Genomic DNA, 23,476 nt, shown 5'->3' with positions numbered 1-23,476 from the left:
CTCAGGATCTTCTCTTAATGTCATTGATATCTGCATCTCGTGGCGCTCTGCCCGAGGTTCGTGCAACGGCGCTTCTGGCGCTGCCGTTGGTCGTGGGGCACGTGTGTGCCGGATTGATTGCCTTCGTTGACAATCTCATTGCCGGCAATCACGGCACAGACACCTTGGCCGCCGTGACGCTTGGCACCGCGCTGCTGTGGCTACCGATGCTGGTGCCGATTGGCACGTTGATCGCGCTCACGGCCTCGGTGGCGCGCTTGTCTGGCGCTGATCGCCTGTCTGAGATTGGCCCGATTTTTCGCCAGGCTTTGTGGCTGGCGTTGTCGATGGGCCTGCTGATGTTTGTCTTCCTGAGTATCGCGCCGGTGCTGCTGGAGCCTGCCGGCATCGCCGAGGAGATGATTCCCGGGGCGCAGGCCTTTTTGCACGCGGTGCGTTGGGGGAGTCCGGCGCTGACGTTGTTTTTCTGCATGCGCTATTTATGCGAAGGGATGCACTGGATGCGCCCGACGATGATTTTCAGCTTCGGCGGGCTGTTGGTCCTGGCACCTCTGGGGTATGTGCTGACCAACGGCAAGCTCGGGTTTCCCGAGTTGGGCGCGCAAGGTCTGGGCATCGCGTCGGCGATCATGATGTGGCTTCAGGCACTGCTGTTTGCCGGGTATCTTTGGTACGGCAAACGTCTTGCGCATTTGCAGCTGTTCGCCCGTTTCGATCCGCCATGCCGTGCGGCAATCGCCGATTTGTTGAGGACGGGCATGCCGATTGGCATTGCCATCCTGATGCAGGGCAGTCTGTTTATTGTCACGTCGTTGTTGATCGGGCGGCTGGGATCGACTTTTCTTGCAGCTCATCAGATTGCGGTGAACCTGGCTCAGTTGTGTTTCATGATCCCGGTCGCCGTGGCCGAGGCGACGACAGTGCGCGTCGGGCATGCATTGGGGCGCGGTGATTTCAAGGGTGTCAGGCAGGCCGCATGGGCGGGGTGTGTCATCGTCCTCGCGGCCCAAAGTGTGTCGGTGCTGATACTGCTGTTGGGCAATGAAGCGATCGCCAGTTTGTACAGTTCGGACATCGCCGTGACCGCGTTGGCCTCGACGCTGTTGTTATACGCCGCAGCACTGCAATTTCCCGACGGTTTGCAGATGTTGTCCGCCGGCGCGTTGCGCGGTTTGCAGGACACTCGCATACCCATGTGGATCGCGATCTTTTGCTATTGGGGAGTGGGCGTACCGCTGGGTGTCGGATTGGCCTTTGGCCTGGAGTGGGGTCCGCAAGGCATCTGGTCAGGTCTGATTACCGCGTTGACGCTGGCAACAGTGTTGATGGGCTCGCGGTTTATTCATAGCAGTCGGGTCAGGTTAGCGCCCGGCAGTTGAAATGAAAAAGGCCCGCCGATGAAAGTCGGCGGGCCTTTTGCGTTGCAGGGCAAATTACCAGGACAGCATCAGTCGACCGGCAAACAGAATCAGCACCACGCCCATCGTGCGTTCGAACCAGTGGCCCATGCGCATGAACAGCAAGCGCACTTTGTTGCTGGAGAAAAACAGCGCGACGATCACGAACCACAACGCGTTCACAAAGCACATCCACAAGCCATAAAACGCCTGGATCTGCAGCGGCGTACTGGCGCTGATGATCGTGGTGAAGATCGCCAGAAAAAACAGCGTGGCTTTGGGGTTGGTGGCATTGGTCAGGAAACCGGTGCTGAAGGCTTTGAACAAGGTTTGTTCAGCGACCGGCTCATCGGTGCCTTTGTCACCTTCAAGTGTCGATTTCGGTTTGCTGCGCAACAGGCTGACACCCAGATACAGGATGTAGGCACCGCCAATCACTTTAGCGACCGTCAGCAACCACGGGGTGGTGTGCATCAATGCGCCAACGCCGAGCAACGTATAGAGAACGTGTACGGAAATCCCCGCACCGATGCCCAGCGCCGTGCAGATTCCCACCAGTCGGCCAAAGCGCACGCTCTGGCGAATGGTCACGGCGAAGTCCGGGCCGGGAGCGACCACAGCGAGGAAATGAATGGTGGCCAGCGCCAGAAACTCGCCCAGGTAATTCGATAACATCTCAGCTCCAGAAAGTCAGGGGTGAAGCATTGCCGCGATAGCCGACAAAGAAGGACAGGCTCAGGCGCGGATCCGCCACACCCGGCGTCACCGAGTGCATGCAGCGCGAATTGAACATGATGAAATCACCGGGTTCGGGGCGCACCTCAAGGGTGGGCGGGCCGAGCAGCGCCGGGTCGATGCCGTAACTGTCGCCACGCATTTCGTCAAACTGATCCGGGGTAATGTCGTCGTCCCACATTTGCAACGCACCGCCCTCGGTCGGCATGTTCAGATAGACGTTGCAGGCGAACTGCGCTTCGAGGCTGCGCGCCTGAAAGCTCTCCGGCGCGTCCTTGGCGAAAATGTCGTGATGGGCGAGGAAGCACACGCCGGGTTTCACCACGCGAGACAGGCCGACATACATTTTGCGCCCGTAGAGGTTTTCCAGATGCGCACCGGCCGGCCAGGATTCGTCGAGCATGCAGCGCAGCGTGTCGACCGGCGAGGAGTAGGGCGCACAACGATTGCGCAGTTCGGCGATGTTGCTGGTAGCGCGTTCGAAGTAATCCTCGATCAACAGCGGCTGGTTTTCCGCCTCATAAAACGCCATGCCGATACGGCCGATACTCGGTGCGTTGATGTAGCCCTCAAAGCCTGGAGCGAGAATCTTGTCGCCAATCTGGATCGCCAGCGGTTCGGGCAAAAAGCCTTTGACGCGGATGGCGAGGACTTCTTCGTTGGCCAGTTTTTTTATGCACGTCTCATCGAGACGCTCGACGTCTAGCATCATGTTATTTAGGTCCATCTATCGATAGTCAACGGAACCGGCGAGCGCGGTTCCCCGGCGCCGGACGCTGCGCGGGCAGCGTCCGAAATGCTCAATCCACGCTGTAGTGGACGGACAACGTGCCTTTCTTCTGCGAAAGGGACGCGATCGTGACTGTGCCCAGATCCTTCAGGCTACGTACATGGGTGCCACCGCAGCCGTAGGCAGGCAGATCACCAAAGCCGATTTCCCGCGCGCCTTCGCGCAGCGAAGTCAGGCGCGGCAGATCGTGCTCAATCCACTGGCCGATGCCGTGTTGAACGCTGTCTGCGTCAACTTCCTGAGCGGCGTCACCCGGCTTGAATTGCACCCGGCCCTCGTCCGGCCAGTGGTGTGCCTTGATCGGCGTCCAGCCCAGCGCTTGCACGAAATGCCCGATCAGGTGCCCGGCCGAGTGCATGCGCGTGTTGAAGCAGCGACGCTGTTCATCGATGCGGATCATGGTCATGCCGAGTTTCACCGGACGATCAACGTAATGAATGATCCGATCGGGTTCCTGGACGACGCGCAGTACCTGGCTTTCGCCGATCCAGCCGGTATCGCAGGGTTGGCCGCCACCTTGCGGATGAAACAGCGTGGCGCGCAGCACTACGGCAAATTCGTTCTCGTGGGGCGTGCAGTCGAGGACTTCCACATTGGCCTTGAGGTCATCACTATGGAAAAAGAGGCGAAGCGTCATATTCCATGCCCTTATTAAAGTTTCTATTTTTATTATATGAATCGTGTAATAACGTGATAATCCGTTCAAACATCAAAGGACTTGTGCGCTGTGAGCATAAATCTCCCGCTCCCCCTGCTCGGCGAGATGGCGATCTTCGTCAAGGTCGTGGAGGCCGGCAGCTTCTCTGAAGCGGCACGGCAGCTCGGATCTTCACCGTCGGCGGTGAGTCGCAGCATTTCGCGATTGGAAAAGGCCTTGGCCACGCGCTTGCTGCAGCGCACCACGCGCAAGCTGCGCCTGAGTGATGGCGGTGAAGAGGTGTTCAAGCGCTGTCAGGAGATGGTCAGTGCGGCCAAGTCAGTGATGGAGATCAGTGGCCAATTCACCCATGAAGCCGAAGGACTGGTGCGGGTCAGTGTGCCGAAGGCGGTGGGACGATTTGTCATTCATCCGCACATGCCTGAATTTTTGCGCCGTTATCCCAAGGTCGATGTCGAGCTGCTGCTGGAAGATCGGCAGGTCGATCTGATCGATGATCATGTCGATCTGGCGATCCGCATTACTGATCGCCCTCCGGCCGGGCTGGTCGGGCGGCAACTGCTGACCATCGATCATTTGCTCTGCGCCACCCCGCAATACCTCGCCGAACACGGCACGCCGACGCATCCACATGATTTGCTCAATCACAGCTGCATCTATCTGGGCGAAACCCCGAGCGATGCGCGCTGGAAATTCAAAAAGGGCAGCAAAGTGGTGACGGTTGGGGTGCGCGGGCGGTATGCGGCCAACCACACGGGCGTGCGTCTGGGCGCGGTGCTGCAGCACATCGGTATTGGCAGTCTGCCGTATTTCACCGCGCGCTATGCGCTGGAGCAGAAGTTGGTGGTGCAGGTGCTGCCGGACTGGACGTTTCTGGCGTCCTACCACGGAGGGCTCTGGTTGCTGCATTCGCCGACGCGTTACCTGCCGCCGAAGCTGCGGGTATTTATCGATTATCTGGTGGAGTGCCTGGAGAAAGAACCGACCCTGAGCAAGCCAGGCAAGTCGGGTGGCGTGATCAACGCCGCGATGGCTTATGAGTTGCCGGAGAGTGAGGGGCTGCTTTAACCGCGCAGATAAAAAAGGCCCGCATGGACAACTATGCGGGCCTTTTCATGAGCAGTTGAAAATCAGTGCTTGCTGTCCTGAGCGGACATGGCCATCAACTGTTTTTCCTGATTCCAGTCAAACGGCTCATCGTTCTGTTCGGCTTCGTAGCGGCGTTCTTCCAGTGCCTGATACATGTCGATCTCTTCATCGGACAGGTAATGCAGGCAGTCGCCAGCGAAGAACCACAGCAGATCCCGCGGGATCAGGTGAGCAATTTGCGGGTAACGGGTAATCACTTGAGTCAGGATGTCCTGGCCCAGGTATTGGCTTTCGATCGGGTCGATCGGCAGGGACGCCAGCAGTTCATCGAAGCGCTCGAGGAACAAGGCATGGCTTTCTTCGGGAACCTGTTCGGCCTCACCTACGGCGACCAGGATACTGCGCAGATGGTCGAGCAAAACCAGATGATCGGCAACGACGTTGGACACGAGATAAGTCCTCAAGAGCAAAACGGGCGCAGGAGTATAAAGCTCCCGCGCCCATTTTTCACAAATAACAGCTACGTGGCTGTCGGGATCAGCGGACTTTACCCTCCGCCTGTTTCAGCTCTTCCTTGTCGAAGTCATCGACATCGATCACCTTGCGTCGCGCCGCTTCGGCTTCGCGCAGGCTCTGCGCTTCTCCGGGTTGCAACACCCCGGCTTCCAGCGCCGCGTCGATGGCATGCTCGCCTGCGACCGGTTTGACCTGACCGCTTTTCAGCGAGGTGTGCAGCTTTTTATGCAGCGGTTGCGCAGCGTTCAGCAGATCGCTGGCGTGTTGCAGCGCACCCACCGCATCGTCTGGCGATTGCGGGCGATAGCAGCCAGCGAGCAGTTCTTCCAGCGCCGGATCACCCTTGGCCCGGCCGATCACGCCGGCCACTTCGGCACCGAGTTTGTCCGATGGTCCTTTGTGACGACGGCCGAACGGGAACACGATCACCCGTAGCAGACAGCCGAACACCTTGTTCGGGAAGTTGCTCAGCAGTTCATCCAGCGCGCGCTCCGACTGGCCGAGGCTTTCCTCCATGGCCCAGCGGAACAACGGCTCCATGTACGCCGGCGAATCCAGGTCGTGGTAGCGCTTGAGCGCGGCAGAGGCCAGATACAGGTTGCTCAACACATCGCCCAGGCGGGCTGACAGACGTTCGCGACGTTTCAGTTCGCCACCCAGCAGCATCATGCTGAAGTCGGCCAGCATCGCGAAAGCCGCAGCCTGGCGATTGAGTGCGCGGAAGTAACCCTGGCTGATCTTGTCGCCAGGCGCATGTTCGAAGTGGCCGAAACCAAGGTTCAGCACCAGCGTGCTGGCCGCGTTACTGACGGCAAAACCAATGTGTTTGAGTAGCAGGCCATCGAATTCTTTCAGCGCCTGATCCTTGTCTTCCCGACCGGCCAAGGCCATTTCCTTGAGCACGAACGGATGGCAACGAATCGCGCCCTGACCGAAGATCATCAGGTTGCGCGAGAGAATGTTCGCGCCTTCCACGGTGATGAAGATCGGCGCACCGTTCCAGCTGCGTCCCAGGTAGTTATTCGGACCCATGATGATCGCCTTGCCACCGTGTACATCCATGGCGTGGCTGATGCACTCGCGACCGCGTTCGGTGAGGTGGTACTTGAGGATCGCCGACAACACCGACGGTTTCTCGCCCAGATCCACCGCATTGGCGGTCAGCATGCGCGCGGCGTCCATCATCCAGGCGTTGCCGCCGATGCGCGCCATCGCTTCCTGAATCCCTTCGAAGGCCGACAACGGTACGTTGAACTGCTCACGAATCTGCGCGTACTGCCCGGTGACCAGGCTGGTGAACTTGGCGGCACCCGTGCCAACGGCGGGGAGCGAAATCGAACGCCCGACCGACAGGCAGTTCATCAGCATCATCCAGCCTTTGCCGAGCATTTCCTGACCGCCGATGAGGAAGTCCAGCGGGATGAACACATCCTTGCCGGAGTTCGGGCCGTTCATGAAGGCTGCGCCCAATGGCAAATGCCGACGGCCGATTTCTACGCCAGCGGTATCGGTTGGAATCAGCGCGAGGCTGATGCCGAGGTCTTCCTTGTCGCCCAACAGGTGATCCGGGTCATAAGCCTTGAAGGCCAGGCCGAGGAGGGTGGCTACCGGGCCAAGGGTGATGTAACGCTTTTCCCAGTTCAGGCGCAGACCAATGACTTCCTGTCCCTCCCACTGGCCTTTGCAGATGATCCCGGTGTCGGGCATCGCGCCGGCATCGGAACCGGCGAGCGGGCCGGTGAGGGCGAAGCAGGGAATATCATCGCCGCGGGCCAGACGCGGCAGGTAGTGATTGCGTTGTTCGTCGGTGCCGTAGTGCAGCAGCAGCTCGGCCGGGCCCAGAGAGTTAGGGACCATGACCGTTGATGCGAGGTCGCCGCTGCGGGTCGCGAGTTTCATTGCTACTTGCGAGTGGGCGTAAGCGGAGAAACCTTTACCGCCGAATTCTTTTGGAATGATCAGGGCGAAGAAGCCGTGTTCCTTGATATGGGTCCACGCTTCGGGCGGCAAATCCATCGACTGGCCAATCTGCCAGTCAGTGACCATCGCGCAGAGTTCTTCGGTCGGGCCATCAATGAACGCCTGCTCCTCTTCGCTCAATTGCACCTTGGGATAGGCGAGCAGCTTGTCCCAGTCCGGCCGGCCGCTGAACAGTTCTCCGTCCCACCACACCGTGCCGGCATCGATCGCGTCGCGTTCGGTCTGCGACATCGGCGGTAGGGTTTTCTGGAACCAGTTGAACAGCGGGGCGGTGAAATGTTTGCGGCGCAGGTCAGGCAGCAGCAACGGTGCTGCGACCACCGCCAGCACAATCCAGAAAATCAGCAGCAGCCAGCCCGGTGCGTGACTGAATATACCCATCGCCAGCAGGTAAACGGCAACGATGCCCAGCGCGGGCAGCGGGGCGATACGCCGGTGGGCGAGGTACGCCACACCAATGATCAAAACCAGTATCCACAACAACAGCATATTCAGTCCTCCGTGAACCAAGGCAAATCGACCCTCCAGAGCTTAGACGGCATCTGCAAAACCGGGTGGTCAGAGCAAGGTGATTGATATCGTGGGAAACCCCGGATGGTTTTCGTAGGTTCGGTGGGCAACACGTGTGGGAAATCGTTCGCCGATCCCGCGTCTTTGCGTCCAAGTTTGGCCGAAACGTCGTTATCTCTGTGCTTGAGCTGTCGTTAGACTCGGGACTCACCCAGGAGATCTGTCGTCATGCGCGAGTATCTGAGTCCCGGCCGCTTCATCGATAGTGACCACCCGGCGGTGGTGGAGTTCGCCGAACAACATCGTGGTGCCAGCCGCGATCCGCTCGAGCAGGCGATCAATCTGTATTACGCCGTGCGCGAGGCGGTGCGATACAACATGTACACCTTCAGCCGCGACCCGCAGACCTTGCGCGGCAGCTACGCGCTGGCAGCCGGTGAGAGTTATTGCGTGCCTAAAGCCACGCTGCTGGCCGGTTGTGCGCGGCATTGCGGGATCCCGGCGCGCATCGGTCTGGCGGACGTGAAAAACCATCTGTCGACGCCGCGCCTGCTGGAGCTACTGAGAAGCGAAGTGTTCGCCATGCACGGTTACACCGAGCTGTTTCTGAATGATCGCTGGGTAAAAGCCACACCTGCGTTCAACCAGAAACTCTGCGAAATGTTCAACGTTGCGCCGCTGGAGTTCGACGGCATCCACGACAGCGTTTTCCACCCGTACAACAGCGATGGCGCGTTGCTGATGGAGTACCTGGTCGATCACGGCCAGTTCGCCGATGTACCGGAAACCTTGTTCTTCGAGCATCTGCAAAAATGCTATCCGCACCTGTTCAACGATCAACAGACGCCCCTGTCGGCTGACATGCGCAGTGATGTCGGCGGTCGCTGAACCGGCGTATGCTGCTTGGCCACTTGATTTGAAAAGAGGCGGTCATGCTGAAAATCTGGGGACGTAAGAACTCATCGAATGTCAGGAAACCGCTGTGGGCTGCCGAGGAACTTGGCCTGGCCTATGAGGCGATCAATGCCGGTGGTGCGTTCGGTGTGGTCGACACGCCCGAGTACCGGGCGATGAACCCGAACGGGCGGGTGCCGGTCATCGAAGATGATGGTTTCGTGCTCTGGGAATCCAACGCCATCGTCCGCTATCTGCTGGCCAGGCATGCGCCGAACACGGCGTGGTATCCCGCCGATCCGCAAGCGCGGGCCATCGCTGACAAGTGGATGGACTGGACCACCTCAAGTTTTGCAGGGCCTTTTCGCACCGTGTTCTGGGGCGTTCTGCGCACCCCGGTCGACAAGCAGGACTGGCCTGCGATCAACGCCGCCATCAAAGAATGCAATGAGTTGCTGAACATGGCCGATCAGGCTCTGGCCAGTCAGCCATACTTGTCCGGCAGCGAAATCGGCATGGGCGACATTCCCCTCGGCAGTTTCATTTATGCCTGGTTCGAGATGCCCATCGAGCGCGCCCCGCAACCGCACTTACACGCCTGGTACGAGCGGCTGAAGCTGCGTGCGGCGTATCAAAAAGCGGTCATGACCGCGTTGACTTGATAATAACTATCGACACACTTGACTGTACTTGTGTGGCGAGGCCAAGCACCATTGCGTTCATGCGCCGCGGTTGCATCCCTCGCCGCCCGCCCTTGTTTATCCCTTCCTTTCCTTCATGGTGCGTAAATCAGATATGAGTTCCGCTCTGTCCATCCGGCAGCTAACCAAAACCTACGGCAACGGGTTCCAGGCCTTGAGTGGTATCGATCTGGACGTCGCCGAAGGTGACTTTTTCGCCTTGCTCGGCCCCAACGGTGCCGGCAAATCCACGACCATCGGCATTCTCTCCACCCTGGTCAACAAGACCAGCGGCACGGTGAATATCTTCGGCAATGACCTGGACAAAAATCCGGCAGCGCTCAAGCGCTCGATCGGCGTGGTGCCCCAGGAATTCAACTTCAATCAGTTCGAAAAGACCTTCGACATCGTCGTGACCCAGGCCGGTTACTACGGCATTCCGGCGAAGATCGCCAAGGAACGCGCCGAGCAGTACCTGACTCAGTTGGGCCTGTGGGACAAGCGTGATGTGCCGTCACGGTCGCTGTCCGGCGGCATGAAGCGGCGGCTGATGATCGCCCGTGCACTGGTGCATGAACCGCGCCTGCTGATCCTCGACGAACCGACTGCCGGGGTGGACATCGAATTGCGCCGTTCGATGTGGACATTCCTCACCGAGCTGAACCAGAAGGGCATCACCATCATTCTCACCACGCACTATCTGGAAGAGGCTGAGCAGCTGTGCCGCAACATCGGCATCATCGACCACGGCACGATTGTCGAAAACACCAGCATGCGTCAGCTGCTTGGTCAGTTGCATATGGAAACTTTCCTGCTCGACCTGAAAGGTGATCTGGCTACCGCGCCGCAACTGGTCGGCTATCCGTCGCGCCTGGTGGATGCGCACACGCTGGAAGTGCAGGTCGACAAGTCGATGGGCATTACCGCGTTGTTCGGTCAGTTGGCGTTGCAGAACATCGAAGTGCTGAGCCTGCGCAACAAAACCAATCGCCTCGAGGAGCTGTTCGTGTCCCTGGTGGAGAAAAATCTGTCGAAGGTGGCGGTATGAGTTCCGAATTCCGTCCCAATCTCGTCGCGCTCCAGACCATCGTTTACCGTGAGGTCAAACGCTTCACGCGGATCTGGCCGCAGACCCTGCTGCCACCTGCGATCACCATGGTTCTGTACTTCGTGATCTTCGGCAACCTGATCGGCCGGCAGATCGGCGACATGGGTGGCTTCACTTACATGGAGTACATCGTGCCGGGGCTGATCATGATGTCGGTGATCACCAACTCCTATGGCAACGTGGTGTCGAGTTTCTTCGGCAGCAAGTTCCAGCGCTCGATTGAAGAGTTGATGGTTTCACCGGTGTCGCCGCATACGATATTGATCGGCTACGTCTGTGGTGGCGTGCTGCGTGGCCTGATGGTCGGCGTGATCGTGACGATTCTGTCGCTGTTCTTCACCCATCTGCAGGTGCATCACCTCGGCGTGACCATTCTGGTGGTGGTGCTGACAGCGACGATCTTCTCGCTGCTGGGCTTCATCAATGCTGTGTTTGCACGCAACTTCGATGACATCTCGATCATCCCGACCTTCGTGCTGACGCCGCTGACCTATCTGGGTGGCGTGTTCTATTCGATCACGTTGCTGCCACCGTTCTGGCAGACCGTGTCGCTGGCCAACCCGGTGCTGCATATGGTCAATGCCTTCCGTTACGGCATTCTGGGCGTGTCGGATATTCGCATCGGTATCGCGATCACCTTCATGCTGGTGGCGACGGTGGTGTTGTATTTCGGCTGCGCGCGCTTGCTGGTGAGCGGGCGCGGGATGCGTACCTGATACCCAAACCGCGGCGCTGCTATCGCGGGCAAGCCCGCTCCCACAGGGTTTGGTGTCGGTCACAAAAAATCGAGCAACCCGGATCATGTGGGAGCGGGCTTGCCCGCGATGGCGTCTTACCAGACGCCACACAGTAAAACGGCCTCCCATTGCGGAGGCCGTTTTGCATTCAAGACATTCGTTTCTTCTTGCGCCGCGCCCACTGCCGCGCCACCCACCAGCGCCAGTACATCATCACCACGAAGTAGGCGAGGGCGCCAAGCACCAGCCCGACGACTACGGAACCCAACAAAAACGGTTGCCACAACGTCGACAGTTCGCCGCTGATCCATTCCCACGTCAGCTCATCCGGCAGATGCCGTGCGGGCACATCCATCAACCATGCTCCGGCCTGATACGTACAGAAAAATACCGCCGGCATGGTGATCGGATTGGTCAGCCACACCAGGCTGACAGCGATCGGCATATTGCCGCGAACGATGATGGCCAATGCGGCCGCCACCAGCATCTGCGCCGGAATCGGCAGGAATGCCGCAAACAATCCGACCGCCATCGCACGGGCAACCGAGTGGCGATTGAGGTGCCAGAGGTTCGGGTCATGCAGCAACTTGCCGAGAAAGCGTAAGGATTTGTGTTCCCTGATGCTCGTCGGGTCGGGCATGTAACGTTTGAATAAGCGCCGGGGCATAAGGCTTCTCGGTCGGTTAAGGCGGCAAGTATGTCTGGATTCTATGAACCGCCCATTCAGACTTTGTGACAATTGTTGACGACGCTCGTGCCCGACACCCGCTATGCCTAAGGCAGGGACTCTCAAGGACGGGCTTATGCGCACAGGGATGATGGCGCTGGCAGTCGGTCTTCTGGCTCCGGTTTTTATGTCGGCGTTACCGCCGGTCTGGTTGATGGTGTTGCTGCCGGTTGTGGGTTTGATGTTGCTGCCGTTTCGCAGCTACCCGCTGGCGTTTTTGCTGTTCGGCTTTACTTGGGCCTGTATCAGCGCGCAATGGGCCTTGAATGACCGGTTGTCCGTTGAGCTGGATGGAGAAACCCGCTGGGTCGAAGGGCGGGTGATCGGTCTGCCGCAGCACAGCGATGGCGTGGTGCGATTCGAATTGGCAGATGCACGCTCGCGTCACGAAAAACTGCCGACATTGATGCGCCTGGCCTGGTACGCCGGGCCGCCGGTCAACAGCGGCGAGCGCTGGCGTCTGGCCGTCAAACTCAAACGCCCGGTGGGTTTGCTCAATCCTGATGCGTTCGACTACGAAGCCTGGCTGCTCGCGCAACGCATCGGCGCAACCGGCACGATCAAGGATGGCGAACGTCTGACAGCCGCGCGCGGGGCCTGGCGCGATGGCATTCGCCAGCGCTTGTTGACGGCGGACGCGCAAGGCCGGGCCGGGGCGCTGGCCGCGTTGGTGCTGGGTGATGGCTCAGGACTCAGTCGCGAGGACTGGCAGATTCTGCAAGACACCGGCACCGTGCATTTGCTGGTCATTTCCGGTCAGCACATCGGGATGCTCGCGGCGCTGATGTACTTGCTGGTCGCAGGTCTTGCCCGTTATGGGCTGTGGCCGCTGCGCTGGCCGTGGCTGCCATGGGCTTGTGGTCTGGCATTCGCGGCGGCGCTCGGTTACGGGCTGCTCGCCGGGTTCGATGTGCCGGTGCGACGCGCCTGCGTGATGGTCGGCCTGGTGCTGTTGTGGCGCCTGCGCTTTCGCCATCTCGGTGCGTGGTGGCCGCTGTTATTGGCGTTCGACGGCGTGCTGTTGCTGGATCCGCTGGCCAGTCTACGTCCTGGTTTCTGGTTGTCCTTCGCCGCGGTGGCGGTGCTGACTTTCACCTTTGGCGGGCGCCTCGGGGCATGGCGCTGGTGGCAGACATGGACGCGAGCGCAGTGGCTGATTGCGATCGGTCTCTGTCCTGTGTTGTTGGCGCTTCACCTGCCAATCAGCCTGAGCGGGCCGTTGGCGAATTTGTTGGCGGTGCCCTGGATCAGTCTGCTGGTGCTGCCGCCGGCATTGCTCGGGACTTTGCTGTTACCGGTGCCGTATGTCGGCGAATGGCTGCTGTGGCTGGCGGGTGGTTTGATCGATTGGTTGTTTCAGGGCTTAGCCGTGATCGCCGGGCAATGGCCCGCGTGGATTGCACCGTCAATTCCCGTGTGGGCGTTGCTGATTGGCAGCCTCGGCGCCGTGCTGTTGCTATTGCCGCGTGGTGTGCCGATGCGTCCGTTGGGCTGGCCCCTGCTGCTGGTACTGGTAGCGCCGCCACGCGAGAAACCGGGCGAAGGATTGGCCGACATCTGGCAACTCGATGTCGGCCAGGGCCTGGCGATTGTGGTCCGTACCCGTCACCACGTCTTGCTCTATGACGCCGGGCCGCGTTTCGGGGATTTCGATCTCGGTGAGCGCGTGGTGCTGCCAGCCTTGCGCAAGCTGAATGTCGAGAAACTTGACCTTATGCTGCTCAGTCACGCGGATGCCGATCACGCCGGCGGCGCATTGGCCGTGGCGCGTGGTTTGAAAGTGAATAGAGTCATCAGCGGCGATCCACCGGGACTGTCTGCTGAACTGAACGCCGAAACGTGTGAAAGTGGCCAGCAATGGCAGTGGGACGGTGTCAGTTTTCAACTCTGGCAATGGACAGATGCCCATGACAGCAACCAGCGTTCCTGCGTGTTGCAGATCGAAGCCAATGGCGAGCGCCTCTTGCTGACGGGCGATATCGACACTCACGCCGAACGTGTTTTGCTGCAAAGCCCTCTGGCTGTTGAAACGCAATGGCTGCAAGCACCGCACCATGGCAGCCGCAGTTCCTCATCCATGGCCCTGCTCAAGACATTGAAACCTCAGGCCGTGCTGATTTCTCGCGGTCACGGCAACTCGTTCGGCCATCCGCACCCGACGGTTCTGGCGCGGTATCGCAAACAAGGCCTGCGCATTTACGACAGTGCCGAGCAGGGTGCCATTCATCTGCAATTGGGTACCTTCAAAGCGCCATGGGCGATGCGCCAGCAGCCGCGTTTCTGGCGCGATCCGCCCGCACTGGCCCGTTGATCGGGCGCGCGCGACTGCGACATCACGGTCGTCGGCGCGGCGGGTCCTGATCGCGAACCGGTATGGTAAAGTGGCGCACTTTTTCGAGGGGACTGTCACTGTGTGGGAATTGGTCAAATCCGGCGGCTGGATGATGTTGCCGATCATTCTGAGTTCCATCGCGGCCATGGCGATTGTCGCCGAGCGCCTGTGGACCCTGCGCGCCAGTCGCGTCACCCCCGAGCATCTGCTGGGCCAGGTCTGGGTCTGGATCAAGGACAAACAGCTCAATAAAGAAAAACTCAAGGAGTTGCGCGCCAATTCGCCGCTGGGGGAAATCCTCGCTGCCGGTCTGGCCAACTCCAAGCATGGTCGCGAGATCATGAAAGAGTGCATCGAAGAGGCCGCCGCTCGGGTCATTCACGAGCTCGAGCGCTACGTCAATGCTCTGGGCACCATCGCCGCGATGTCACCGTTGCTCGGTCTGCTGGGTACGGTGCTGGGCATGATCGATATTTTCAGCGCCTTCACCGGTTCCGGCATGACCACCAATGCTTCGGTCCTGGCCGGTGGTATCTCCAAGGCGTTGATCACCACAGCCGCAGGCCTGATGGTCGGTATTCCGGCGGTGTTCTTCCACCGTTTCCTGCAACGCCGCATCGACGAGTTGGTGGTGGGCATGGAGCAGGAAGCGATCAAACTGGTTGAAGTGGTGCAGGGCGACCGTGACGTCGATCTGGCTGAGGGCCGCGCGTGAAATTCCGTCGCAAGCCTCGGGAAACGATCGACATCAACCTCGCGTCGCTGATCGATGTGGTGTTCATCCTGCTGCTGTTTTTCGTCGTGACCACTACGTTTACCCGCGAAACCCAGTTGCGCGTTGATCTGCCGGAAGCCGTCAGCGGCTCGCCGGCCGAAGATCAGCAGCTCAAGCAGATCGACGTGGCCATCAGCGCCGAAGGGGTGTTTTCGGTGAACAACAAGGTTCTGCCGAAAAACGATCTGGCGACTCTGATGGACGCCATGCAGAAAGAATCCAACGGTGATACCAACATGCCGTTGTCGATCAGTGCCGACGGCAAGACTCAGCATCAATCGGTGATCACCGCCATGGACGCGGCCGGCAAGCTCGGTTTCAGCCATTTGCGCATGACCACGGTCGAGGCGGCGCCCAAGTCCTGATGAGCCTGTCCGATCGTTTGCTCGCCGCGTGGTATCAGGGGCACCCGGCCCTGGCGCTGCTGCGGCCGCTGGAAATGCTCTATCGCCGCGTCGTAGTGAGCAAACGACAGCGCTTTCTTGATGGCCAGGGCGAGATCTATCAGCCGCCAGTGCCGCTCATTGTGGTCGGCAACATCACTGTCGGCGGTACTGGCAAGACGCCGATGATCCTCTGGCTCATCGAGCATTGCCGCCGCAGCGGTTTGCGTGTCGGCGTGGTCAGCCGTGGCTACGGTGCCAAACCGCCGCAGTTGCCCTGGCGAGTGGAGGCCGAGCAGAGCGCTGATATTGCCGGCGACGAACCCCTGTTGATCGTCCAGCGCACCGGCGTGCCGCTGATGATCGACCCTGATCGCAGCTCCGCCGTCAGAGCCTTGCTCGCCAGCGAACCGCTGGATCTGATTCTGTCCGACGACGGCATGCAGCATTACCGCCTCGCACGGGATCTGGAACTGGTGCTGATCGATGCCGCCCGTGGCCTCGGTAATAAACGTTGCCTGCCGGCTGGGCCGTTGCGCGAGCCGATCGAGCGCCTGCAAAGTGTCGACGGCGTGCTGTTCAATGGCGCGACGGCTGATCGTGAAGACGGTTTCGCCTTTCGTCTGCAACCCACGGCGCTGGTCAATCTGCGCAGCGGCGAGCGCCAGTCGCTCAAGCATTTTGCGCCGGGGCAGAGCGTGCACGCGGTGGCCGGGATCGGCAATCCGCAACGTTTCTTCAATACCCTCGAAGCGCTAGACTGGCGAGCAATCCCGCATGCGTTTGCCGACCACGCCGAATACAGCGTGCAGGCCTTGAATTTCACACCGTCATTGCCAGTGGTGATGACCGAAAAGGACGCGGTGAAGTGCCGTGTCTTCGCTTCTGCCGACTGGTGGTATCTGGCGGTCGATGCCGTGCCGTCGCCGGCCTTCGTGGCCTGGTTCGACACACAGCTGATGCGCCTGTTGCCGGATCGTCTTTTGCCTTAACTCTTCTATCCAGGGAATGTTCATGGACACCAAATTGCTCGACATCCTCGCGTGCCCGATCTGCAAAGGCCCGCTCAAGCTCAGCGCCGACAAGACCGAGCTGATCAGCAAAGGCGCCGGCCTGGCCTATCCGATCCGTGACGGCATCCCGGTGATGCTCGAAAGCGAGGCCCGTACCCTGACCACTGACGAGCGTCTGGATAAATGACCACTGCCTTCACCGTTGTCATTCCGTCGCGTTTCGCCTCGACCCGCCTGCCGGGCAAGCCGCTACTGGACATCGCCGGCAAACCGATGATCCAGCACGTCTGGGAACAGGCGAGCAAAAGCAGCGCCGCCCGCGTGGTGGTTGCGACTGACGATGCGCGCATTGTCGAGGCCTGCAAGGCCTTTGGCGCCGAAGTGGTGCTGACCCGTGAAGATCACAACTCCGGCACCGATCGTCTGGCTGAAGTTGCGGCGAAACTGGGCCTTGAGCCCGACGCGATCGTGGTCAACGTGCAGGGCGATGAGCCGCTGATCCCGCCGAGCGTGATCGATCAGGTCGCCGCCAATCTGGCCGCCCACACTGAAGCGCGCATGGCCACCCTGGCCGAGCCGATCGAAGATGTGGAAACCCTGTTCAACCCGAACGTGGTCAAGGTCGTCAGCGACATCAATGGGCTGGCGCTGACTTTCAGCCGAGCCACCTTGCCGTGGGCTCGCGACGCGTTCGCCAAGAGCCAAGAGCAATTGCCCGAAGGCGTGCCGTACCGTCGCCACATCGGCATTTATGCCTACCGCGCCGGGTTCCTTCAGGACTTCGTCAACTGGGGGCCGTGCTGGCTGGAAAACACCGAATCCCTCGAGCAACTGCGAGCCCTGTGGCACGGCGCGCGCATTCATGTGGCTGATGCCTTGATCGCGCCGCCAACCGGCGTCGACACCGTCGAAGACCTTGAGCGCGTTCGACGCCTGCTGGAGGCCTGATGCGCGTTCTGTTCGTGTGCCTGGGCAACATTTGCCGTTCGCCCACCGCCGAAGGCGTATTGCGCCACAAACTGCGGGAAGCAGGGCTGGCGGATCAGGTCGAAGTGGCCTCTGCCGGCACCGGCGACTGGCACGTCGGCAATCCACCGGACAAACGCAGTCAGGCTGCGGCCAAACTGCGCGGTTATGATTTGTCGGCGCAGCGCGCCCAGCAGGTCAGCCGCGCCGACTTCGCCAGCTACGACCTGATTCTGGCCATGGACAGCAGCAACCTGCGCAATCTCAAGGCGCTGCAACCGTCCACCGGCAAAGCCGAACTGGATCTGTTCCTGCGCCGCTATGCCGGGCTGGTCGATGAGGTGCCGGATCCGTACTACGACGGTGATCAGGGCTTCGAGCAGGTGCTGGACCTGATTGAAGCGGCGTGTGACCAATTGCTGATCGAAGTGAAGGGCCGGTTATGAGTTTGCAGGTACAAGCGCAGGTTTCGCTGAAACCGTTCAACAGTTTTGGCGTCGACGTTAACGCACAACTGTTCGCCGAGGCCTACAGCGACGCAGATGTACGTGAAGCGCTGGCTTATGCCACAGCGCACGACGTGCCATTGCTGGTGATCGGCGGTGGCAGCAACTTGCTGCTGACCGCAGATATTCCCGCGCTGGTGCTGCGCATGGCCACTCGCGGAATCCGCGTGATCAGTGATGACGGCAGTCGCGTGGTGATCGAAGCCGAGGCCGGCGAACCTTGGCATGCCTTTGTGCAGCACACCTTGGCGTCGGGTTTTTCCGGTCTGGAAAACCTAAGTCTGATTCCCGGCACCGTCGGCGCCGCGCCGATGCAGAACATCGGCGCTTACGGGGTCGAGATCAAGGATGTGTTCGCCGGGCTTACCGCGCTGGATCGCCATACTGGCGAGCTGCGTGATTTCAGCCTGGAAGAATGCAACTTCGCCTACCGCGACAGCCTGTTCAAGCAGCAGCCGGGACGCTGGTTGATTCTGCGGGTGCGGTTTGCGCTCGACCGCGTCGCTCATTTGCATCTGGAATATGGCCCGGTGCGTCAGCGCCTGACCGAGCAGGGCATTGAACAGCCAACACCCACCGACGTCAGCCGCGCAATCTGCAGCATCCGCAGTGAAAAACTGCCGGACCCGGCGGTGCTCGGCAATGCCGGCAGCTTCTTCAAGAATCCGTTGGTGTCTGCGGCACTGGTCGCGCAGATCAAGGAGCAGCATCCGGATCTGGTCGCCTACGCGCAACCGGATGGGCAGATGAAACTGGCGGCGGGTTGGCTGATCGAGCGTGCTGGCTGGAAAGGTTTCCGTGAGGCCGATGCCGGCGTGCATAAATTGCAGGCGCTGGTGCTGGTCAACTACGGCGCAGCCACCGGCCTGCAACTGCTGGATCTGGCGCAACGCATCCAGAAAGATATTGCCGAACGTTTCAATGTCGAGCTGGAGATGGAGCCCAATCGTTATTGAGACTACGCTTCAGGTCGGTATCCAAAGCCCTGCACTGATAAAAAAGTGCAGGGCTTTTTTGTTAATCGCGGGTTAACGTAGCCAGCTAACGATAACCGTCATTTGCTCCATCAAAGGCCCGGTGCAGACGTCGCCGTCAGCACGAGAGAGCCTGTGCCAACCACATATCAGTCAGCGATGACCCCTGTGGCGAGGGAGCAAGCTCCCTCGCCACAGGATCAGTGTTCAGCTTCACTGATGTGTATCGGCCGATTAGCCTGAGTCGATCTGCGCGAACCACACCGCTGATTTCCGGCGGCAGATTGCTCGACCCCATAACCACTAGAAATATGCGGGCGTGCCCATGATTACCCTGAAACTCAACGGTCAAGACCATCCCCTCGATGTCACCGAAGACATGCCCCTGTTGTGGGCAATTCGTGATGTCGCCGGTTACAACGGCACCAAATTCGGCTGCGGCATGGGCCTGTGCGGCGCCTGCACCATTCATATCGATGGGTTGCCTGCACGCAGTTGCATCACGCCGATTGGCTCAGTGGTCGGGCAAAACGTCACCACCATCGACAATCTTCACGCTGACCCGGTCGGGCAAATCGTTCAGCAAGCCTGGCTCGACACGGCTGTCGCGCAATGCGGTTTCTGTCAGGGCGGGCAGATCATGTCCGCCACGGCGTTGCTCAAGACCAACCCCAACCCGAGCGACGAGCAGATCGAAGAAGCGATGGTCGGCAATATTTGCCGTTGCGGCACCTACAACCGGATCAAAACCGCGATCCGTCAGGCCTCCACTCATCTGAAGGAGGTCAAGGCATGAGCCGTCTTCCGAACGATTTCGCCCTGAGCAATCTCAGTCGCCGAGGCTTTCTCAAAGGTGTCGGCGCAACCGGTGCGCTGGTGCTGGCCGCCAGTTGGGGCTGGCAGGGTGCGCTGGCCGACGAGAAGGAAAAGAAATTCGGCGCCGATGGCATGCCCAACGGCTGGATCGATGATCCGAAGGTCTACGTCAGCATTGCGGCCGACGGTACGGTGACGGTGGTGTGCAACCGTTCGGAAATGGGCCAGGGCGTGCGCACCAGTCTGACCATGGTGGTTGCCGACGAACTTGAGGCTGACTGGGCTCACGTCAAAGTGCAGCAGGCCCCGGGCGATGAAGTACGTTTCGGCAACCAGGACACCGACGGTTCACGCAGCATGCGTCACTGGTACGAGCCGATGCGTCGCTGCGGCGCCGCTGCCCGAACCATGCTTGAGCAAGCCGCCGCCGACCGGTGGAAAGTGCCTGTTGGCGAGTGCCATGCGCAACTGCACAAGGTCATTCATAAACCGTCCGGGCGTGAGCTGGGTTATGGCGAACTCGCCGCCGCGGCCAGTGCGTTGACGGTGCCGGCGCGTGACAGTCTGCGGCTCAAGCAGCCGTCGGAATTTCGCTACATCGGCAAGGAAGGCAACAAAGCCATCGACGGTGACGACATCGTCAACGGCCGCGCGGTGTACGGTGCCGACGTGCATTTCGACGGCATGCTCTACGCGACCATCGCCCGTCCGGCAGTGTACGGCGGCAAGGTCAAATCGCTCGACGACAGCGCCGCGCTGAAAGTCCCGGGTGTGCTTAAAGTGATTCAGATCGAAAACCGTCCGTTGCCTTCGGAGTTCCAGCCATTGGGTGGCGTGGCGGTCGTCGCGAGCAATACCTGGGCGGCGATCAAGGGGCGCGAGGCGCTGAAGATCGAATGGGATGATGGCCCGAACGCCAGTTACGACTCGATTGCCTACCGCAAGGAGTTGGAAGCCGCATCGCTGAAGCCCGGCAAAGTGGTACGCAACACCGGCGATATCGACAAGGCCTTGAGCGGCGCTGCCAGCAGCCTTGAGGCTTCTTACTACCTGCCGCATCTGGCGCAGGCACCGATGGAACCGATGGTTGCCATTGCCCGTTACAACAATGGGGTTTGCGAAGCCTGGGCGCCGAGTCAGGCGCCACAGGTCACCCGTGAGCGGATCGCCGAACGCCTCGGTTTGCCGTTCGATAACGTCACCTTCAATGTCACGCTGCTGGGTGGCGGTTTCGGGCGCAAGTCGAAGCCTGACTTCGTCGTTGAAGCCGCGATCCTCGCCAAGGAATTTCCGGGCAAAGCGCTGCGGGTGCAGTGGACGCGCGAAGATGACATCCACAATTCGTATTTCCACACCGTGTCCGCCGAATACCTGAAGGCCGGGATCGGCAAGGACGGCATGCCGTCCGGCTGGCTGCATCGCACCGTCGCGCCAAGCATTACCGCACTGTTTGCCCCGGGCATGAACCATGAGGCGGCGTTCGAGCTGGGCATGGGTTTTACCAACATGGCTTATGCCATCCCCAACGTGCGTCTGGAAAATCCCGAAGCCACTGTGCACACGCGGGTCGGCTGGTATCGCTCGGTGTCGAACATCCCCCACGGTTTTGCGATCCAGAGTTTTGTCGATGAACTGGCGCACAAGGCCGGTGTTGATCCGTTGAAGTACCAGATCAAACTGCTCGGCCCGGATCGACAGATCGATCCGCGCACCCTGAGCGAAGAGTGGAACTACGGTGAATCCCCCGAGCGTTATCCGATCGACACCGGGCGTATGCGCACCGTGCTGGAAACCGCGGCCAAGGCAGCCGGTTGGGGGCGTCAATTGCCCAAGGGGCGTGGCCTCGGTCTGGCGGTGCATTACAGTTTCGTCACCTATGTGGCGGCGGTCATTGAAGTCGAGGTCAAAGACGATGGCACGCTGATCGTGCACAAGGCGGACATCGCCGTGGATTGCGGGCCGCAGATCAACCCTGAGCGCATCCGTTCGCAGTTCGAGGGTGCCTGTGTCATGGGCCTCGGGAATGCGGTGCTGGGTGAGATCAGCTTCAAGGACGGCAAGGTGCAGCAGGATAACTTCCATATGTACGAAGTCGCGCGCATGTCGCTCGCGCCGAAGGAAGTCGCGGTGCATCTGGTGACGCCGCCGGGCGATGTGCCGTTGGGCGGCGTTGGTGAGCCGGGTGTGCCGCCGATTGCGCCGGCGCTGTGCAATGCGATCTTCGCGGCCACCGGTCAGCGTATTCGCAATCTGCCGGTGCGTTATCAGTTGCAGGGCTGGCAGAAGGCCAAAGCCTGATGGACAGCGCTGATCTCAATGTTCTGCGCAGCGTGCTCGAATGGCGCCGCGCCGGTCAGCGGGTGGTGTTGTTCAGTGTGGTGCAGACCTGGGGCACCGCGCCCCGGGCTCCCGGCGCCATGCTCGCGTTGCGCGAGGACGGCGTGGTGATCGGCTCGGTGTCGGGCGGGTGTGTCGAGGATGACTTGATTGCCCGCCTGCACGACGGACGGATTGCCGCTGACGGGCCGCCGGTGCAATTGATCACCTATGGCGTCACGCGGGAAGAGGCGGCGCGCTTCGGCTTGCCGTGCGGCGGTACGTTGCGTCTGACCGAGGAGCGGGTCGGTGATCCGGCCTGGGTCGCCGAGCTGTTGGCGCGTTGCGAAGCCCATGAGATCGTCGCCCGTGAGCTGAATATCGAAACCGGTGAAGTGGTTCTGACGGCCGCGAGCAAATCCGACTCGCTGGAATTCGACGGCAAGACCCTACGCGCGATTTATGGCCCGCGCTGGCGGCTGCTGTTGATCGGTGCCGGTCAGTTGTCGCGGTACGTGGCGGACATGGCGCGGTTGCTGGATTTCGAGGTGCTGATCTGCGATCCACGCACCGAATTCGTCTACGGTTGGGAAGCGCACCACGGTCGTTTCGTCCCCGGCATGCCGGATGATGCGGTGCTGAGTATCCAGACCGATGAGCGCACGGCGATTGTCGCGCTGACTCACGATCCACGGCTGGATGACATGGCGTTACTCACAGCGCTGGATTCGCCGGCCTTTTATGTCGGAGCGCTGGGCTCGCGGGTCAACAGTCAAAAACGCCGGGAGAACCTGGCTCAGCTAGGCTTGTCGGAACAAGCCATCGCTCGTTTGCACGGGCCGATCGGCTTGCACATCGGCAGTCACTCGCCGGCAGAAATCGCTTTGTCCTTGCTGGCGGAAATCGTCGCGATCAAGAACGGGGTCGAGTTGAAACAGAAGAAAACAGTGGAGGGCGCATGAGTCGATCGATCGGCGTGGTGGTGCTGGCAGCGGGCGAGGGCAGCCGCTTCCGCCAGGTTGCCGGTGCGGACAAGGACAAGTTGCTGGCCGATTGCACCGGGCGCGATGGCGCCGTGCGTTCGGTGATCGAGCAAGTGTTGGTGAATCTGCCGGCCAGTCTCGACAAGCGCGTGCTGGTGACCACTGAAGCGCGGCCGCAGGCAATGCGTATGGCTCAGGCGTATGGGTGTGAGGTGGTTTCGATCGAGTCTACCGGGATGGGCGACAGCATTGCAGCCGGTGTGGCGGCGTGCCCGGAAGTGGATGGCTGGTTGATCGTGCTGGGGGATATGCCGTTTATCCTGCCGTCGAGTATCGAGCGGGTGGTGGCGGCAATGGCTGACGATGCGGTGAGCGTGCCGGTTCAGGCTGGCGAGTTTGGGCATCCGGTGGGGTTTGGGCGTTCGTTTGGTCCGGGCTTGCTCGCGTTGAGCGGTGATCGCGGGGCCAGGCCGTTGTTCAAGCAGGGGCGGGTGGTTGAGGTTTCAGTGGATGATCCCGGAGTGTTGTGGGATATCGATGTGCCTGAATCTTTGGTCTTCCCTTAATACTGAGCCAAGCATAGATCCCCTG

The 23,476-nt window shown here is 60.4% G+C and carries 24 protein-coding genes; 18 read left to right on the top strand and 6 right to left on the bottom strand.

The window, feature by feature from the left end; genetic code table 11:
- Window positions 1-17: 17 nt before the first annotated feature.
- On the top strand, window positions 18-1,379 hold the full coding sequence (locus KI231_RS21620; protein ID WP_103307427.1) for an MATE family efflux transporter: 1,362 nt from the start codon (window positions 18-20) through the stop codon (window positions 1,377-1,379).
- Between the two features lie 54 nt (window positions 1,380-1,433).
- Here the strand turns inward: KI231_RS21620 and KI231_RS21615 are convergent, their stop codons facing one another.
- The 3 genes from KI231_RS21615 to KI231_RS21605 form a co-directional block, all read right to left on the bottom strand.
- Entirely contained in the window at window positions 1,434-2,072 is a 639-nt protein-coding gene (locus KI231_RS21615; protein ID WP_213026298.1) for a LysE family translocator, read from the bottom strand.
- A gap of 1 nt (window position 2,073) precedes the next feature.
- On the bottom strand, window positions 2,074-2,844 hold the full coding sequence (locus tag KI231_RS21610) for a 2OG-Fe(II) oxygenase (RefSeq protein WP_201237217.1): 771 nt from the start codon (window positions 2,842-2,844) through the stop codon (window positions 2,074-2,076).
- A gap of 88 nt (window positions 2,845-2,932) precedes the next feature.
- The gene (locus KI231_RS21605) at window positions 2,933-3,559 is read right to left on the bottom strand and encodes an alanyl-tRNA editing protein (RefSeq protein WP_103307274.1); all 627 of its coding nucleotides are present in this window, start codon (window positions 3,557-3,559) and stop codon (window positions 2,933-2,935) included.
- A gap of 90 nt (window positions 3,560-3,649) precedes the next feature.
- On the opposite strand from KI231_RS21605, the gene KI231_RS21600 reads away from it, so the two are divergent.
- On the top strand, window positions 3,650-4,648 hold the full coding sequence (locus KI231_RS21600) for a LysR family transcriptional regulator (RefSeq protein WP_213026297.1): 999 nt from the start codon (window positions 3,650-3,652) through the stop codon (window positions 4,646-4,648).
- Between the two features lie 62 nt (window positions 4,649-4,710).
- Here KI231_RS21600 and KI231_RS21595 read toward each other — a convergent pair whose 3' ends face one another.
- Window positions 4,711-5,118 (bottom strand): PA2817 family protein, encoded by a 408-nt coding sequence (locus KI231_RS21595; RefSeq protein WP_103307272.1) that lies wholly within the window; start codon window positions 5,116-5,118, stop codon window positions 4,711-4,713.
- An 88-nt stretch (window positions 5,119-5,206) separates the two neighbouring features.
- Window positions 5,207-7,654, bottom strand: coding sequence for an acyl-CoA dehydrogenase (locus KI231_RS21590; RefSeq protein WP_213026296.1), 2,448 nt, complete (start codon window positions 7,652-7,654; stop codon window positions 5,207-5,209).
- Window positions 7,655-7,903: 249 nt separating this feature from the next.
- Between KI231_RS21590 and KI231_RS21585 the strand changes: the two genes are divergently transcribed.
- From KI231_RS21585 to KI231_RS21570, 4 genes are all read left to right on the top strand, one after another.
- Entirely contained in the window at window positions 7,904-8,563 is a 660-nt protein-coding gene (locus tag KI231_RS21585) for a transglutaminase-like domain-containing protein (RefSeq protein WP_213026295.1), read from the top strand.
- 44 nt (window positions 8,564-8,607) lie between these two features.
- Window positions 8,608-9,231, top strand: coding sequence for a glutathione S-transferase family protein (locus tag KI231_RS21580; RefSeq protein WP_213026294.1), 624 nt, complete (start codon window positions 8,608-8,610; stop codon window positions 9,229-9,231).
- 133 nt (window positions 9,232-9,364) lie between these two features.
- A complete protein-coding gene (locus KI231_RS21575; RefSeq protein ID WP_213026293.1) occupies window positions 9,365-10,297 on the top strand; it encodes an ABC transporter ATP-binding protein in 933 nt (310 codons plus the stop codon).
- Window positions 10,294-11,073: an ABC transporter permease gene (locus tag KI231_RS21570; protein ID WP_103307267.1), complete on the top strand. Its 780-nt coding sequence runs from the start codon at window positions 10,294-10,296 to the stop codon at window positions 11,071-11,073. The genes KI231_RS21575 and KI231_RS21570 overlap by 4 nt, the downstream gene beginning before the upstream one ends.
- Window positions 11,074-11,242: 169 nt before the next feature.
- Here KI231_RS21570 and KI231_RS21565 read toward each other — a convergent pair whose 3' ends face one another.
- Window positions 11,243-11,761: a DUF2062 domain-containing protein gene (locus KI231_RS21565; RefSeq protein ID WP_103307266.1), complete on the bottom strand. Its 519-nt coding sequence runs from the start codon at window positions 11,759-11,761 to the stop codon at window positions 11,243-11,245.
- A gap of 136 nt (window positions 11,762-11,897) precedes the next feature.
- On the opposite strand from KI231_RS21565, the gene KI231_RS21560 reads away from it, so the two are divergent.
- The 12 genes from KI231_RS21560 to KI231_RS21505 all read left to right on the top strand — a co-directional run bounded on the left by KI231_RS21560 (window position 11,898) and on the right by KI231_RS21505 (window position 23,451).
- Complete coding sequence (locus KI231_RS21560) at window positions 11,898-14,132, top strand: DNA internalization-related competence protein ComEC/Rec2 (RefSeq protein ID WP_213026292.1); 2,235 nt, start codon at window positions 11,898-11,900, stop codon at window positions 14,130-14,132.
- Between the two features lie 100 nt (window positions 14,133-14,232).
- The gene (gene pocA / locus KI231_RS21555; RefSeq protein ID WP_007908216.1) at window positions 14,233-14,868 is read left to right on the top strand and encodes a flagellar polar localization protein PocA; all 636 of its coding nucleotides are present in this window, start codon (window positions 14,233-14,235) and stop codon (window positions 14,866-14,868) included.
- The gene (gene pocB / locus KI231_RS21550; RefSeq protein WP_103307264.1) at window positions 14,865-15,293 is read left to right on the top strand and encodes a flagellar polar localization protein PocB; all 429 of its coding nucleotides are present in this window, start codon (window positions 14,865-14,867) and stop codon (window positions 15,291-15,293) included. The genes pocA and pocB overlap by 4 nt, the downstream gene beginning before the upstream one ends.
- Entirely contained in the window at window positions 15,293-16,303 is a 1,011-nt protein-coding gene (lpxK, locus tag KI231_RS21545; protein ID WP_213026291.1) for a tetraacyldisaccharide 4'-kinase, read from the top strand. Before pocB ends, lpxK begins: the two co-directional genes overlap by 1 nt.
- 22 nt (window positions 16,304-16,325) lie before the next feature.
- Complete coding sequence (locus KI231_RS21540) at window positions 16,326-16,511, top strand: Trm112 family protein (protein WP_003174668.1); 186 nt, start codon at window positions 16,326-16,328, stop codon at window positions 16,509-16,511.
- Window positions 16,508-17,272, top strand: a complete 765-nt coding sequence (kdsB, locus tag KI231_RS21535; RefSeq protein ID WP_213026290.1) for a 3-deoxy-manno-octulosonate cytidylyltransferase — start codon at window positions 16,508-16,510, stop codon at window positions 17,270-17,272. The genes KI231_RS21540 and kdsB overlap by 4 nt, the downstream gene beginning before the upstream one ends.
- A complete protein-coding gene (locus KI231_RS21530) occupies window positions 17,272-17,736 on the top strand; it encodes a low molecular weight protein-tyrosine-phosphatase (RefSeq protein ID WP_213026289.1) in 465 nt (154 codons plus the stop codon). The genes kdsB and KI231_RS21530 overlap by 1 nt, the downstream gene beginning before the upstream one ends.
- Complete coding sequence (gene murB / locus KI231_RS21525; RefSeq protein WP_213026288.1) at window positions 17,733-18,752, top strand: UDP-N-acetylmuramate dehydrogenase; 1,020 nt, start codon at window positions 17,733-17,735, stop codon at window positions 18,750-18,752. The genes KI231_RS21530 and murB overlap by 4 nt, the downstream gene beginning before the upstream one ends.
- Window positions 18,753-19,095: 343 nt before the next feature.
- Window positions 19,096-19,566: a (2Fe-2S)-binding protein gene (locus KI231_RS21520; protein ID WP_213026287.1), complete on the top strand. Its 471-nt coding sequence runs from the start codon at window positions 19,096-19,098 to the stop codon at window positions 19,564-19,566.
- Window positions 19,563-21,884, top strand: a complete 2,322-nt coding sequence (locus tag KI231_RS21515; protein WP_213026286.1) for a xanthine dehydrogenase family protein molybdopterin-binding subunit — start codon at window positions 19,563-19,565, stop codon at window positions 21,882-21,884. The genes KI231_RS21520 and KI231_RS21515 overlap by 4 nt, the downstream gene beginning before the upstream one ends.
- The gene (locus KI231_RS21510) at window positions 21,884-22,864 is read left to right on the top strand and encodes an XdhC family protein (RefSeq protein WP_213026285.1); all 981 of its coding nucleotides are present in this window, start codon (window positions 21,884-21,886) and stop codon (window positions 22,862-22,864) included. The genes KI231_RS21515 and KI231_RS21510 overlap by 1 nt, the downstream gene beginning before the upstream one ends.
- On the top strand, window positions 22,861-23,451 hold the full coding sequence (locus KI231_RS21505; protein ID WP_213026284.1) for a nucleotidyltransferase family protein: 591 nt from the start codon (window positions 22,861-22,863) through the stop codon (window positions 23,449-23,451). The genes KI231_RS21510 and KI231_RS21505 overlap by 4 nt, the downstream gene beginning before the upstream one ends.
- The last annotated feature ends 25 nt before the right edge of the window (window positions 23,452-23,476 follow it).

Source organism: Pseudomonas sp. Seg1 (assembly GCF_018326005.1).
Taxonomy (GTDB): Bacteria; Pseudomonadota; Gammaproteobacteria; order Pseudomonadales; family Pseudomonadaceae; genus Aquipseudomonas.
This window is presented reverse-complemented; position numbering and strand designations above follow the sequence as displayed.